This is a genomic window from Sphaerospermopsis sp. FACHB-1094 (genome assembly GCF_014696195.1).
GTDB lineage: Bacteria > Cyanobacteriota > Cyanobacteriia > Cyanobacteriales > Nostocaceae > Sphaerospermopsis > Sphaerospermopsis kisseleviana.
In genome coordinates this window covers 1-14,390 of record NZ_JACJPT010000009.1, presented here as the reverse complement: position 1 = coordinate 14,390, position 14,390 = coordinate 1, and the positions used below count along the sequence as shown (strand labels likewise).

Sequence of the window (14,390 nt, the reverse complement as noted above, 5' to 3'; positions counted from 1 at the left end):
GACTTTCAGGGAAAGGTAATTGTCAATTGTTCATTGTTAATTGTCCATTGTTGAATAATTGCCCAAATTAATTGGCTAAAAATATTACACTCACTTGTGCAATTAATATTGAGATTAAGTAGGTGAAATTCCCTGCCAAACTATCTCTATGAGATTCTGGACAAATAAGAGTTCATCTGTAGGTCGTTCTCCTGTGGGGTGTATATGCTCTAAGAAAACATAATTCATCAGTGATCCTAACAATATCATAGCAATAGTTTGGGGATCGCAGGGGCGCAGTCTTCCTTGTGCTATTTCCCTTTCTAGAAAATTGGTAAATGTTTTCAAATCTCGGCTAGGTCTAGAATCTGCGCGATTGAACATTTCTGGGATTAAATTACCACGCGATCGCAACATCATCAAACGTGGCATTACTTGACGATTAAATTCTAGAATCTCTAGACTCAAATCTATAAGATTTTGTTTCAGATTTCCTTTTCCCACCAAAGCGTCAAGTTTCTTTCCCCAAGGTGATTTTTCAGGAATACCCATTGATGCAAAGAAAAGTTCTTCTTTAGTGGAAAAGCGTTTGAAAATAGACGCTTCTGAAATTCCAGCTTTTTGAGCAATTTCCAAGGTTGAAGCCCCAAAACCTTGCTCAAGAAATATTTCACGGGCTGCATCTAATATTTGCTCATTGGTAATTTTTGGTGTCCGTGGCATAAATAAGTATGTTATTACTTATTAATATAACAAATTTTCACAATTAATGTCAATTGGGAATTGGGTTATTCATCCAATCACCAATCACCAATCACCAATCACCAATCACCAATCACCAATCACCAATCACCAATCACCAATCACCAATCACCAATCACCAATCACCAATCACCAATCACCAATCACCAATCACCAATCACCACTATTCTGTAAAATTTACCTGTCGTCTACAGTGGAAATCGTCTAAGCTAACGGTAAAGATAAATTGATTTGTGGCTAAGAGGCGGTAGTGTGCCAAAACACCTTAATTTTATTTCTTTTCTAATTGTCTGTGGTTTATGGAATCTGCCCCAAGCAGTTCACGCACAGGCGCTAATACCTCATACAGTAGAGATTGATACAGCTAAGTTAGAGAAGCAGGGTTTGAGCTTGGCTCAAGAAGCTGCTCAATTAGCTCAGTTTCAGCAAATTGATATGGCCTTGCCAAGAGCGAGGCTGGCGACTCAACTAGCTCCTAAAAATGATAAAGTATGGTTCCTGTTAGGTGGATTACATCTGCAAACAAAAGAGTTTGATGCAGCGATCGCAGCTTTGAAAAAGGCACAAACTCTCAATCCCAAAAATGCGGATGTTCTTTTTGCTATAGGTTCAGCTAATTTTCAGAAAGAAAATTATCAAGCTTCAGCCAACTATTATCAAGCTGGGTTGAAGTTACAACCCAATGATCCAGAAGGGTTGTTTGATCTGGGTAATGCTTATTATATGCTCGGTCGTTTACCAGAGGCGATCGCCAAATTTAATGAATCTGTATCCCAGGATAAAAAATTCTGGCCAGCAGTTAACAACATTGGCTTAATTAAATACGAACAAGGGGATGTTGAAGGCGCAATAAAGAAATGGCAAGAGGCAATTGCTATTGACAAAAAAGCAGCAGAACCTTTATTAGCACTAGCAGTAGCACTGTATACTAAAGGCGATAGCCAACAAGGTTTAGCAATAGGGCAAGAAGCACTCCGCATAGACCAACGCTATGCAGAATTAGACTTTCTTAAACAAAACCTTTGGGGTACACGCCTGTTACTAGATGCCAAAAAGTTCTTGGATTTACCTCAAATGCAATCAGCCCTATATCCACAGGAAGATGTAATCATCCCCGATCCACCGACTGCACAGTAGATTCTTTCCCAAAATACAAATATTGCCAAATCTTGATGGGTGAACGTTGCTAATATCAGTTATCAATACTCAAAGCTAGTTTTTGGGGAGAAGTTCCATGATTTGCTCAACAAATTGCTGATGGTCAACAACTGGTTTTGAGATGTAGCCATCAGCACCACTTTGTTTAAGAAAGTTCTCGCGGTCGCCTTCCATAGCGTGTGCAGTCACTAAAATCACAGGTAAATTTGCGGTTTGTGGGTCAGATTTTAACATTTGTGTAATTTTGATACCATCAACAGACTTGCCTTGATAAATACTACGTGACAGAGAAACATCCATTAAAATCAAATCAGCTTCCCCAGCTTGGGCAATTTTTATTACTTCTTCCACATCTTCCGTGTGTTTTACCCCCAAGCCACCACGTTTGGTCAAAATCTTGGAAAAAACACGAGCATTAATCAGATCATCTTCGACAATCAAAACTGTTTTCATGAGAATTTAAGAATTTAAATTAGGGTGAATATGGGAGGATTACAAGCAATATTGGATTTCTGCTTTGGGATTTTCGATGGGAAAGTGTTGATGGTTAAGGTGTTTCCACAATTTGAAACAGTATAACCGCTACCAATTTGGTATAAGACGTTATGCAGCAAATAATATTTGCCACCCGTTTAATAATCAATGTGTATCCCCAACATCAAGGATAATACTACGGTTTTTTATCCTCTGAGAATCAAAATTGTGTGAGGAATGCTATTTCATTGGTAATGCTGTGGTTGTTACAGTGGTAAGTTACAGCGATTTTTGTATAGTTAGAATTCAGGGAAAAAACTCATGGCACAACAGTTAAACCTTCTCTCCACGGGACAGGTAATTCCAACACCCCTGCACACCGAGATGCAACGGTCTTATCTAGAATATGCCATGAGTGTGATAGTTGGGCGAGCATTACCGGACGTGCGTGATGGCTTAAAGCCTGTGCATCGGCGGATTTTGTATGCCATGCACGAACTCGGTTTAACACCAGATAGACCTTATCGCAAATGCGCTCGCGTAGTTGGTGACGTATTAGGTAAATACCATCCCCACGGGGATCAAGCTGTTTATGATGCTTTGGTCAGGTTAGTACAAGATTTTTCCAGCCGTTACCCCTTACTAGCCGGACATGGTAATTTTGGCAGTGTGGATAATGACCCACCAGCAGCAATGCGTTATACAGAGACGCGCCTTGCACCAGTGAGTCATGAAGGAATGCTGGCAGAAATTGGCGAAGAAACTGTAGAATTTATCGGAAATTTCGATAATTCACAACAAGAACCCACAGTATTACCTGCTCAGTTACCATTTCTCTTACTTAATGGCTGTGCTGGTATTGCTGTGGGAATGGCTACAAATATTCCACCCCATAATTTAGGGGAAATAGTCGATGGTTTAATAGCTTTAATTGATAATCCAGATTTAAAGGATGAGAAGTTATTTGAGCTAATTCCTGGACCTGACTTTCCTACAGGTGGGGAAATTGTTGGTAACTCAGGCATTCGAGAAGCATACACTACCGGTAAAGGTGGGATCGTTCTCCGGGGTGTAGCTACCCTAGAAGAAGTTATGCCAACTAGGGGAAGTAAGCGCCGGACAGCGATTATCGTCACAGAATTACCGTATCAAGTGAATAAAGCTGGCTGGATTGAAAAAGTCGCTGATTTGGTCAATCAAGGTCGTTTACACGGCATTTCTGATTTGCGAGATGAGAGCGATCGTGAAGGAATGCGAGTAGTCATTGAACTCAAACGCGATACCAACCCCCAGGATGTCCTCCAACATCTCTACCACCAAACAGCCCTACAAACTACCTTTGGCGCAATTCTTTTGGCTTTGGTGGATGGACAACCCCGCCAGTTAAGCTTGCGGCAAATGTTACAGGAATTTCTCAATTTCCGAGAACATACCCTTAATCGTCGCTACAGTTATGAGTTAGGTAAAGCTGAAAATCGTTTAAATATCGTCACTGGTTTATTAACAGCTTTATCTAACTTAGATGAAGTAATTGCTATTTTAAGGCAAGCTACCGATGGTAGTACAGCCAAAATGACTCTTTGTAGCCAATTAGATTTGAGTGAAGTACAAGCGGATGCCATTTTAGCCATGCCATTACGCCGTCTCACCAGTTTAGAACAACAAAATTTACAGCAGGAATTTAGTGACCTCAACGCGCAAATTACCTCATTGCGGAGATTACTGGAAGACCGACGGGAATTACTGAAGTCTTTGAAAAAGGATTTGCGAACTCTCAAACGCAAATATGAAGATGCTAGAAGAACTAAAATTTCTTCCATCAGCGATATCCCAGTTAAACAAGAAAAGGGCAAAACAGAAACAGAGGAAAATTCCAAATCTGAACAACCCTCAGAAGAAGCTATTTTAGAATTTACTCAACGCGGTTATGTACGTCGTCTTTCTCCTCATGGGAAGAAACCAAAAACTGAAAACAGTTTGCATGAAAATGACTTCATTATTCAAACAGCGGTAACTGATACCAATCAAGATTTGCTCATCCTCAATACTGGGGGCAAAGTTTACCCTGTGAAGGTGGGAGATATTCCCGCCACAACTGGACGTTCTCCACGGGGAACACCATTAATTACCATGCTTACCAGTACGGCTCAAGCCAATGTAGAAGGTATTGTTAGCCGCTTTGTGCTGCCAGAAGATCCTGAAATTAATCAAATTATACTGCTGACAAAACAAGGGCGCATTAAGCGTCTGGCTTTGGAGGAATTTGCTAATCTCAGTCGGCGCGGAATTACGATTTTAAAACTCAAAGATAATGATGAATTGTCTTTTACTGAGTTTACCACCACAGGTCAACATCTGATTTTAGCTAGTTCTGGCGGCCGCTTGTTGCGATTTGCCGTTAATGATGAACAGTTACCTCTTATGGGACGTGCGGCAATGGGTTTACAAGCTTTTCGCTTGGTAAAAAATCAGCAAATGGTCGGCTGTGCGAATGTTGGTAAAGATGATCAGTTATTGCTGGTTACTCAAGAAGGATACGCCAAGCGAATACCCGCCAGCAATTTAAGAGCAGCTAATCGTGGTGATTTAGGTCTACAAATCCTCAAGTTTCATAACAAAACTGATCATTTGGCGGGAATGGTACGTGCTATCCCTGGTACAGAGGTGGCAATAGTTACTAATAAGGAGCGAGTGGTCAGAATACCTGTGGACTCTGTGCCGATGCTAGATAGAGATGCTAAGGGTGAAAGTGTTTTACAAGTCAACCGAGATGAGGTAATTATCAGCGTTTTTGAGGTGCGATCATAAATTTAGAAGTTTAGCTTGGAAGTTCAGGGTGACAACATTCTTGTCACCTGTTGGCTAATCAATTTATAAGATTTGTTAAATTATGTTCACAAATCTCTACACAAACATAAATCAATATTGCATTTCTGAAAAAAATTGTTATATTAGTTTACATAAGGCAATAAAGCTTAGTAAATATAGTTTGGAGTGCGAACCATGACTAATGCAACAAAAACTATTACTTCTGTACCTGAAGATCGCAATGCTTGGCGTTGGGGCTTTACTCCCCAAGCTGAAATTTGGAATGGTCGCTTGGCAATGATTGGCTTTTTAGCAGCAACTTTAATTGAGTTGTTCTCTGGCCAAGGCTTCCTGCACTTCTGGGGTATTCTGTAAATTTTGAAATGCAAATTTTTCTGTAAACTAAAAAACCTGGTGGTTGTAATTAACTACCAGGTTTTTCAGTTTTTAGGAGTCAGAAGGCAGGAGTTCAAGGAGTCAGAAGTTCAAGGAGTCAGGAGAAAGATAAATATTTCCTGTTTCTTGTTTTCACAGTCACCAGTCACCAGTCACCAGTCACCAGTCACCAGTCACCAGTCCCCAGTCACCAGTCACCAGTCCCCAGTCCCCAGTCCCCTTACCGAATATACTCCTTGAGGACGCTGTTACGATTGGGGTGACGTAACTTGCGGAGTGCTTTGGCCTCTATTTGGCGGATGCGTTCACGGGTAACGTTGAAAATCTGTCCGATTTCTTCCAAGGTTTTCATGCGACCATCATCTAAGCCGTAGCGTAATCTCAACACATCTCTTTCACGAGGACTGAGACTATCGAGGACTTTTTCTAGGTCTTCACGGAGTAAGTTCTTAGAAACTTGATCTTCTGGTGTTTCGCCATCAGATTCAATAAAATCGCCTAACCGGGAATCTTCTTCTTTACCAATGGGTGTTTCTAAAGAAATTGGCAACTGGGCTGACTTAGCAATAAACCGCAGTTTCTCAATAGTCATTTCCATGCGAGTCGCAATTTCTTCTTCCGTAGGTTTGCGACCCATTTCTTGAGATAATAGCTTGGTAGTTTTCTTGATCCGTGATATAGTTTCGTAGAGGTGAACTGGTAGACGAATAGTACGAGATTGATCAGCGATCGCTCTTGTAATTGCTTGTCTAATCCACCATGTAGCGTAGGTAGAAAACTTATAACCTTTCTCATGGTCAAATTTTTCTGCTGCCCGAATCAAACCCAGGCTACCTTCTTGAATTAAGTCTTGGAAGGATAAGCCACGATTCATATATTTTTTAGCAATAGAAACCACAAGCCGCAGATTCGATTGCACCATTTTATCTTTCGCCCGACGGCCTACGTGCAGACGATAACGGAAAGTTGGTAATGGCAGTTGTACCGCTTCTGCCCATTCCTTAAATTCGGGTTCTCGTTCTAACTGTTCGTACAGATGATCCCGTACTCTTTCTAATTCCAGTAAATCAGCGATTTTCCGCGCCAGTTCAATTTCTTCGTCTGCGCGTAATAAACGAATCCGACCGATTTCTTGCAGGTAAAGGCGAATCGAGTCTTCGGTAAAGTGTTTTTTCTTGCTTTGTGTCCGACGACGCGATTTAGCGGCTTTTCCAGACTTTGCGTCGTCCTCATCAGTCTGAGGCTCTAAAAAATCATCAATATCGCCGTCATCAACTAGCAGTAAGTCCTCTTCATCCTCGATTAATAAGAGTTCTTCTTCGATATCAGGCGTATTTATTTCTAGGTCAGGCCGATAATCAATATCGAGTACGTTGTTAGCCTGGTTCATGCCGCGTTCCTCATGCTCCTTGCAGAATCAATTACTCAAAATGTGGTTACTGCTCTTGTGATCGAGCTTTTTTTCACCGAAATATAGGCTTTTGGCTAATTTGCCTATGATCTTTCCCATTTCCTCTCAATGGAGGCGCAGTTGTTTACTTTAATGGCAAAAAATCACTTTTATGTGAGTTGCTCTGAAAAAGTAAAACTAATCGCTGTTGCCGTTATACAGAACTTCTGATTCACTGGTCTATAACCAGATACACCTTAATCAAGAAATTAACCACTTCAGACATAATGGATATGACTGCGGGCAGATTTACCTGTTAAGACTGTTCTGATTGTAGCCTGTTTCACAGAAATTGTAATCTTTTTGTGTGTTAATAACGAACTCATTTACCAAGATGAAGCCACTTTTATCAAAAAGACATTAAAAACGGTAGTCACACCATTAAATCTTGTTGGAAACTTTTTGAATTTGCAGTGGCATTCTCATTAGATTAAAAGGTAGGCGCACTTGCTATGGGGAGATTTTCAACCCCAAGTAAAACAATAGTTTTCTGAGTTTCCTGGCAACAGCACATTGGAGGTTCACTCAAGTTAGCAGTTATTGATGCACCCCCATGTTTACCATTCCTTCATAAATTACTTATTTGAGATAGCAAAACTAGGCTAACCGCTGAGTATATAGGGCAATAGTGTAACAGTGGTGGTGCTTGTTTCCAGACACCAAGCCTTGTATATGCTATGTTCATAACCTCAACTAAGGAGTTAAGGTTTTGGGAGAATAAGCCGATTGACAGATGAATTTAGAGTTTTCTCTTTTCGGCCTTATTAACACATTAGCGCAATGTGAAGATTTCAACCCTATGCAGCTTGACAAACTGTTCCTATTGTATACAAAGATATTTTAATCAGTCGAGAAATAATTTGTCATTGGATATGCTAAACAATTTACCTACTTATGAAAAAAGTGCATAGGATACATAATACAAATCGCCAGCTTTCAGCTATCAGTAAGTGGCGACGCTATGCGGCCTTCGGAGCTTTCGCTGTCTTCGATACGCTAACAGCAAATCTATATTCTTTACCATAGCGGTATATGACAATATTGGCAAATATATTGTTAGTAGTTTCACTGGGTAGAGGTATATATTAGCACCTTAGTATTTTAAATGACTGCTATTTTTATTTGCCAAGCAGGGTATTTTTACTTGTTTTATAAGTATTTTATAAGTATACTACATTTATTTTCCAAAACTTGCTTCATTATAAGAAAATCGAGTGAGCCAAAACCACGCCCGATAAAGTATCGGAACTTGGTGGAGATACTTGATCGTACTTGATGCGGTGGATGTAGGCGAACGGCTTGTTAAATACTAGTATTTTAACACAGCTATTAGTAATTAATCTCACCCATACATCCATTGGATGTAGGGCGAGTTCTATAACTAGATTCAAGATAACAAATTAGATATCTAGATCTGTGAGGTTTAGTTTAGAACCATAGGTTTCAATAAACTCCCGTCTGGGTGCAACGCGATCGCCCATTAAAATGGTAAATATTCGATCTGCTTCCGCTGCGTCTTCTATCTCTACTTGTTTTAGTGTCCTGGTTTCTGGGTTCATGGTTGTTGTCCACAGTTGTTCGGGCATCATTTCCCCTAAACCTTTAAAACGCTGGATGGTATAGTTAGCGTTAGCTGGTAAGGTGGCAATGTGTTGTTGTAATTCGCGATCGCTATAACAATACTGGTAGTTTTTGCCCCGTTCTACTTTATATAGTGGTGGACAAGCAATATAGATGAAACCTTGTTCAATGAGCGATCGCTGATAACGATAGAAGAATGTTAACAACAAAGTTCGGATGTGCGCCCCATCTACGTCAGCATCAGTCATAATTACCACACGATGATAGCGTAATTGTGAGGCATCAAATTCTTCACCTTTAACGCCTAAACCCAATGCTGTAATTAAAGATTGAACTTCGTTGTTTTTGTAGATTTTTGCGTCGTCGGTTTTTTCAATGTTGAGAATTTTACCACGTAGGGGCAGGATAGCTTGAGTTCGGCGATCGCGTCCTTGTTTCGCGCTTCCACCCGCTGAATCACCTTCCACGATGAATATCTCCGATTCAGCGGGGTCACGAGAACTACAATCTGCTAATTTACCGGGTAAAGGGGATGATTCCAGTACAGATTTTCTTCTAACTAACTCTCTTGCGTGACGTGCTGCTTCTGCGGCTTTAAAAGCTTGAATAGCCTTATCTAGAATAGAATCAGCGACAGTAGGATGAAATTCTAGGTATTCAGTCAGGACCTCTCCTACGAAAGAATCAACAATACCCCGGACTTCCGTATTACCAAGTTTAGTTTTAGTTTGTCCTTCAAACTCAGGATCAGGGACTTTAACGGAAATAACTGCGGTTAAACCTTCGCGGACGTGTTCACCACTGAGATTAGATTCATTTTCTTTAATTTTATTCCGCTTGCGGGCGATCGCATTTAAAGTTCTAGTCAGAACAGTTTTTAAACCTTCTAAATGAGTACCGCCGTCAATAGTACGGATATTATTAGCAAAACCTAAGACATTATCAGTATAGGCATCAGTACACCATTGTAAGGCAACTTCCACCTGAACATTATTCCTTTCCCCTTGCACATAAATAATTTCTTCGTGTAAAGGTTGTTTTTCCCGGTTCATGTAGGCGACGTATTCTTTAATACCGCCTTTGTATTCATAAGTTTCTACCTTGGGTGCATCACTTTTGATAACTTCTAAACGATGATCTGTAAAGGTAATTTTTACACCTGCGTTGAGATAGGCTAACTCCCGCAGACGACCTGCTAAAGTGATATAATCAAATTCAGTACCAGTAGTAAAAATTTGCTCATCTGGTTTAAAAGTAACAGAAGTACCGGTCTGGGGTTCTTTATGTGGTTTTGCTTGCAGATCAGTAACAGGTATACCCCTTTCATAGCGTTGGTTGTGTACCTTGTGATCACGCCAAACAGTTACTTCTACAAACTCAGAAAGGGCGTTAACAACAGAAATACCCACACCGTGTAAACCACCAGATACTTTGTAGCCACCGCCACCAAACTTACCACCAGCATGAAGAACAGTTAACACCGTTTCCAAAGCTGATTTTCCAGTTTTCGGGTGAATATCCGTAGGAATACCCCGACCATCATCTGTAACTGTAACAGAACCATCAGCATTGATATCCACTTCAACATGAGTACAATAACCAGCCAAAGCTTCATCAACAGAGTTGTCCACTACCTCGTAAACTAAATGATGTAGTCCTCGCGGCCCTGTAGAACCAATGTACATCCCTGGTCGTTTACGGACGGCTTCCAGACCTTCCAGAACTTGAATCTGATCGGCACTGTAACTGCTCGTCATGAAAATTCTCCTGATAAAAAGGGGTTTAATTCGCCAAAAGGCTAAAAAAGTAAAATCACCCCAAAATTATAACACAAAAGCCTTAATGCCGTCTCTAGAGCAATTTAATAGCAAATTTATATAGGGGGTGGAATAGGCTGGGGACTGGGGACTGGTGATTGGGGACTGATGAAGATTAATATAACCCAATGACTAATAACTAATTACTAATGATTAAATTAATTGTGATTTGTGGTGCGACAGCTACAGGAAAATCTGGATTAGCGTTAAGTTTAGCAGAAAGATTAGGTTCTGTCATTCTCAGTGCTGATTCCCGTCAAGTATACCGCGAGTTTGACATTGGAACCGCTAAACCAACGCGGGAAGAACAGAAATTAATCCCCCATTATTTGATTGATATCTGTGAACCGACTGAAACAATGACAGTAGCAGATTATCAGGAACAAACACAACAGTTAATAGATAATTTGGGAGTTTCTCCATTATTGTTGGTAGGTGGGACAGGTTTATATATACGTGCTATAGTGCAGGGAATGAAAATTCCCAGAGTTTCACCACAACCAGAATTGCGATCCCAACTAGAATCATTAGGTCAACATCAACTTTACCAGATGTTAAAACAAGTTGATCCTATAGCAGTGCAAAAAATTCATGCTAACGATTTAGTGCGGACATTAAGAGCATTAGAAGTATATTATATCACGGGCTGTCCCATGTCTGAGCAACAGGGAGAAAACCCCCCAAATTATCCAATTTTACAAATTTATTTAGATTGTGAACCAGAAATTTTAGATGTAAGGATTCGCCAACGTACAGAACAAATGATAGCAGATGGTTTAGTGGCAGAAGTTAAAGATTTATGTCAAAAATATGGTGTTGATTTGCCATTATTGAATACTTTAGGTTATCAAGAAATCAAACAATATTTAGCAGGAGAAATTAATTTAGAGGAAGCAACAGATTTAATAGCTTTGCACACACGACAATTTGCCAAACGTCAACGCACTTGGTTTAGACAAACTCAGAATTTGGAATATTTTAATGTTGCGGATTCTGATTTATTAGAAAAAGTTTGGCAGAGAGTAAATGAATTTATAGATGAATCATAATTATCAGGAATTAATGGTATGGATATATCTGAAAAAATCATGTTTTTGATAGGGGGATTATTCTTTGTATTGATAGGTATTTGTTTACTGATTTTATCATTAGAGGATTTGAAATTATTTGTAAACTCTAAACAAAAGAGAATAGGAAGTATCAATCCTGGAGAAAAAGTATTTATCAGTGGTTACATAGATGATCATCCAAAATTATATAGTCCAGTCACTCAAAAAAAATGTGCAGCGTGGGAAGTTTGTGTTTATAGCGATAATGGTAAAAATAAAAATATATTACTATATTCATCTTCTAATGAAAACATAACAATTACAGATGAAATTGATAGTATAAGTGTAAATATTGTTCTAAATACCCCATTTAATATAATTGAAAATATCCCGGTTAAATCAGTGTTACAAATCTCCCAAAAACATACTTTTAGAGATCATCAAAATACATTCTCTAAATTTAGAGATCAGCGAAGTTATGATTTTTTAGAAGAATATAATTTTAAAAAAGTAAATTTGATAGGTTTAGGTCGTCAACTAACAATAGAGGAAAAAAAACTGCTTGCTGGAGATAAAATATTTGCTTTGGGGGAAGTCATCATAGATGGAAATCAGAAAGTATTAAAAGCTAAGTTAGCATCAGATAGTTTGTTTTCACAAATATCTATGATAATCTTCTTGTTAGGCATGGGTTTAATATTGTTGATTGTGGGTTTGGGAATGTGTCAACAGGTTTTTCTTTATTAGGTTTATGGAAACATTACTCCAGTTTTTATTCTGGATAGTAACAATATTGAAATCCTTAAATCCTCAACATCCTGATTCTGACAAAAATCCTAAAAAACCGAAATTCAAATAAACAAACTAGGAGAAACCTTAAAATATTCTCCCAAAGCTTTAGCTTGTGCTTTACTAATGGAACGTTTACCATTAACCATTTCCGAAACCACACCACTACTAGAACCGAGAATACGCACTAAGTCAGCTTGACGAAGGCCACTAGATTCCATGATGTGTTGTAAAATTTCATGAGGTGTAGATTTATCCATTGGATAATTTTCTTCCTCATAATCTTCAATTAATTTCACAAGCAATTTATCTAATTTTCGCTCTTCTGGAGTCAGATTTTTCTTAAAAGTTAGAAATTCAGCAATTTTTAAAAGACGTTCATACTCTTCCTCAGTTTCAAGTACTTGAGGAGCGACCTCTGCTAGTAATTGACTATAGGTTTTATTATCAAAAGTAATCATCATTTTTCCATTTCTCTTTACTATATTCAGCGTGAGTTAGCAAGTATTTGTAGAAAACCTTTTGTGTTGCATAATTAATCCCGACAATTAAACGGTAATCATTACCTTTGATATTGAAAACAGTGAAATTACCAACTGCTTCAGTATCACGGTAAACTTTACGCACATCCTCTAAATTTTGCCATTCTGCTTTTTTAACAGTTGCATACCATCTATCAATTTGTTTTTTGATATCTGGATATTTTGCTGAATCTTTACGGAGCTTGAGAATTGAAATAAGGTTCATGTAAAAAGCCTCTTGTTTTATACTTTATATCAGTCATAGATATGCCTCTTCGTTTTGTTTGAGCTTGAAAGATTATGGATGGATATGGGTGGTTATAGGTGGATTTGAAAATGTTGAGTGGCAATACGGTTCTTTTCTTTCAAGCAAAAATGGAAATTTTTGGAATGATAATGAAATATTGATTCTCGCTTTCTTTTATTTGAAAAGAATTTCAATTATCAATTTTATTGAAGCCGTTGTATATATACTCTCATTTTGAGAGAAACCTGTCAAGAGTCAATCAGGACTCATGAAAAATCCCTCAAAAACCCTCTTCCCTTCGCTTCCTCAGCGCCTCTGCGGTTCATTCCTCCAAAACCCTTGACACCCAACGACAATCAAGGTATAATACACATCAAATCGAAGGGGAGTAGCTGCTGGCAAAAGCCAGTGCATCTGAATCAACATACTGGTGATGAGCCTGGTTCAGATGGCGAATAAAAAAGTATTTGAAAGCGAGACCTTCACTGAGTTCACACAAAAACAGTGTGTGAGCTTCAGTGAGGTCATAAAAACTCTCATTAGAAGCTCCACACAGGTAAAAAATCCTACAGGAGCAACAGAGAGTGTTAACAGCCTTCACCGCAGGTTTATTATTAATTACCATATCCGAACTAGGTGATAAAACCTTTTTTATCGCCGTCATTCTCTCTATGCAGCACTCCAGAAAAATAGTGTTTGCAGGGGTAACAGCAGCCTTAGCAGCAATGACAGTATTATCAGTGATATTTGGGCAAATACTGTCAATTTTAACACAAGGTTCAAAAATATATGTACACTATGCAGAAATAGTATTATTTATCGCTTTTGGCTTAAAACTGCTTTACGATGCTTGGAAAATGCCAGCTAAAGCCGATGAAGAAGTGATGGACGAGGCAAAAGAAGCAGTAGAAAAGGCGGAGTTAGACAGTAAGCAGAAAAGTACCTGGTCAATATTACTGAAATCCTTTGTATTAACATTTATAGCCGAATGGGGCGATCGCACACAAATAGCCACCATAGCCCTAGCAGCAAGTAACAACGCCATCGGTGTCACAGCAGGAGCAATATTAGGACATTCAATTTGTGCAGCGATCGCCGTCATTGGTGGTAAATTAATTGCAGGTAGAATTTCCGAAAAACAAATAACCCTCCTGGGAGGCATTTTATTTATTATCTTCGGTATCGTCGCCGCCATAGAAGGAAACTAGGAGACAGGAGGCAAAAGGCAGGGGAAGAAGCAGGGGAGCAGGGAGCAGGGAGCAGGGGGAAATTATTTGTAAGCTGTTGTGCATTTAATTTGTATAAGTGGAACAGGCATCTTGCCTGTTAAACAAGAGTTCAGAATATTAGGATTATACA

Annotated in this window: 15 protein-coding genes; 8 read left to right on the top strand and 7 right to left on the bottom strand. The window is 39.1% G+C overall.

The annotated features are described in order from the left end of the window. Positions 1–114 precede the first annotated feature (114 nt). Positions 115–702 (bottom strand): TetR/AcrR family transcriptional regulator, encoded by a 588-nt coding sequence (locus tag H6F47_RS04215; protein WP_137667783.1) that lies wholly within the window; start codon positions 700–702, stop codon positions 115–117. Positions 703–748: 46 nt separating this feature from the next. On the opposite strand from H6F47_RS04215, the gene H6F47_RS04210 reads away from it, so the two are divergent. Together H6F47_RS04210 and H6F47_RS04205 are read left to right on the top strand one after the other, a co-directional pair. Beyond that, positions 749–949 (top strand): hypothetical protein, encoded by a 201-nt coding sequence (locus H6F47_RS04210; RefSeq protein WP_190647810.1) that lies wholly within the window; start codon positions 749–751, stop codon positions 947–949. A gap of 44 nt (positions 950–993) precedes the next feature. Continuing rightward, positions 994–1,878, top strand: a complete 885-nt coding sequence (locus H6F47_RS04205; RefSeq protein ID WP_096569052.1) for a tetratricopeptide repeat protein — start codon at positions 994–996, stop codon at positions 1,876–1,878. 75 nt (positions 1,879–1,953) lie between these two features. On the opposite strand, the gene H6F47_RS04200 is transcribed toward H6F47_RS04205, so the two are convergent. Then, a complete protein-coding gene (locus H6F47_RS04200; protein WP_096569055.1) occupies positions 1,954–2,352 on the bottom strand; it encodes a response regulator in 399 nt (132 codons plus the stop codon). Positions 2,353–2,694: 342 nt separating this feature from the next. Between H6F47_RS04200 and gyrA the strand changes: the two genes are divergently transcribed. The 3 genes from gyrA to H6F47_RS04185 all read left to right on the top strand — a co-directional run bounded on the left by gyrA (position 2,695) and on the right by H6F47_RS04185 (position 5,817). Next, complete coding sequence (gyrA, locus tag H6F47_RS04195; RefSeq protein WP_190647809.1) at positions 2,695–5,181, top strand: DNA gyrase subunit A; 2,487 nt, start codon at positions 2,695–2,697, stop codon at positions 5,179–5,181. Between the two features lie 195 nt (positions 5,182–5,376). After that, a complete protein-coding gene (locus H6F47_RS04190; RefSeq protein WP_096569061.1) occupies positions 5,377–5,556 on the top strand; it encodes a chlorophyll a/b-binding protein in 180 nt (59 codons plus the stop codon). Between the two features lie 39 nt (positions 5,557–5,595). Beyond that, positions 5,596–5,817, top strand: a complete 222-nt coding sequence (locus tag H6F47_RS04185; RefSeq protein ID WP_190647847.1) for a hypothetical protein — start codon at positions 5,596–5,598, stop codon at positions 5,815–5,817. On the opposite strand, the gene rpoD is transcribed toward H6F47_RS04185, so the two are convergent. The 3 genes from rpoD to H6F47_RS28385 form a co-directional block, all read right to left on the bottom strand. Continuing rightward, the gene (gene rpoD / locus H6F47_RS04180) at positions 5,798–6,967 is read right to left on the bottom strand and encodes an RNA polymerase sigma factor RpoD (protein WP_096569065.1); all 1,170 of its coding nucleotides are present in this window, start codon (positions 6,965–6,967) and stop codon (positions 5,798–5,800) included. The genes H6F47_RS04185 and rpoD overlap by 20 nt on opposite strands. Before the next feature lie 1,460 nt (positions 6,968–8,427). Beyond that, positions 8,428–10,365 carry a DNA topoisomerase (ATP-hydrolyzing) subunit B gene (gene gyrB / locus H6F47_RS04175; RefSeq protein ID WP_137668426.1) on the bottom strand — a complete coding sequence of 646 codons (1,938 nt, stop codon included), beginning with the start codon at positions 10,363–10,365 and terminating at the stop codon, positions 8,428–8,430. A gap of 66 nt (positions 10,366–10,431) precedes the next feature. Continuing rightward, positions 10,432–10,554, bottom strand: a complete 123-nt coding sequence (locus H6F47_RS28385) for a hypothetical protein (RefSeq protein WP_277877128.1) — start codon at positions 10,552–10,554, stop codon at positions 10,432–10,434. 20 nt (positions 10,555–10,574) lie between these two features. On the opposite strand from H6F47_RS28385, the gene miaA reads away from it, so the two are divergent. After that, entirely contained in the window at positions 10,575–11,474 is a 900-nt protein-coding gene (miaA, locus tag H6F47_RS04170) for a tRNA (adenosine(37)-N6)-dimethylallyltransferase MiaA (protein WP_190647807.1), read from the top strand. A gap of 18 nt (positions 11,475–11,492) precedes the next feature. Next, positions 11,493–12,221, top strand: coding sequence for a hypothetical protein (locus tag H6F47_RS04165; protein ID WP_190647806.1), 729 nt, complete (start codon positions 11,493–11,495; stop codon positions 12,219–12,221). A gap of 104 nt (positions 12,222–12,325) precedes the next feature. Here H6F47_RS04165 and H6F47_RS04160 read toward each other — a convergent pair whose 3' ends face one another. Together H6F47_RS04160 and H6F47_RS04155 are read right to left on the bottom strand one after the other, a co-directional pair. Next, positions 12,326–12,727 carry a helix-turn-helix domain-containing protein gene (locus H6F47_RS04160; RefSeq protein WP_190647804.1) on the bottom strand — a complete coding sequence of 134 codons (402 nt, stop codon included), beginning with the start codon at positions 12,725–12,727 and terminating at the stop codon, positions 12,326–12,328. Beyond that, a complete protein-coding gene (locus H6F47_RS04155; protein WP_190647802.1) occupies positions 12,711–13,010 on the bottom strand; it encodes a type II toxin-antitoxin system HigB family toxin in 300 nt (99 codons plus the stop codon). Before H6F47_RS04155 ends, H6F47_RS04160 begins: the two co-directional genes overlap by 17 nt. Positions 13,011–13,615: 605 nt before the next feature. Between H6F47_RS04155 and H6F47_RS04150 the strand changes: the two genes are divergently transcribed. Beyond that, positions 13,616–14,239 (top strand): TMEM165/GDT1 family protein, encoded by a 624-nt coding sequence (locus H6F47_RS04150; RefSeq protein WP_190647801.1) that lies wholly within the window; start codon positions 13,616–13,618, stop codon positions 14,237–14,239. The last annotated feature ends 151 nt before the right edge of the window (positions 14,240–14,390 follow it).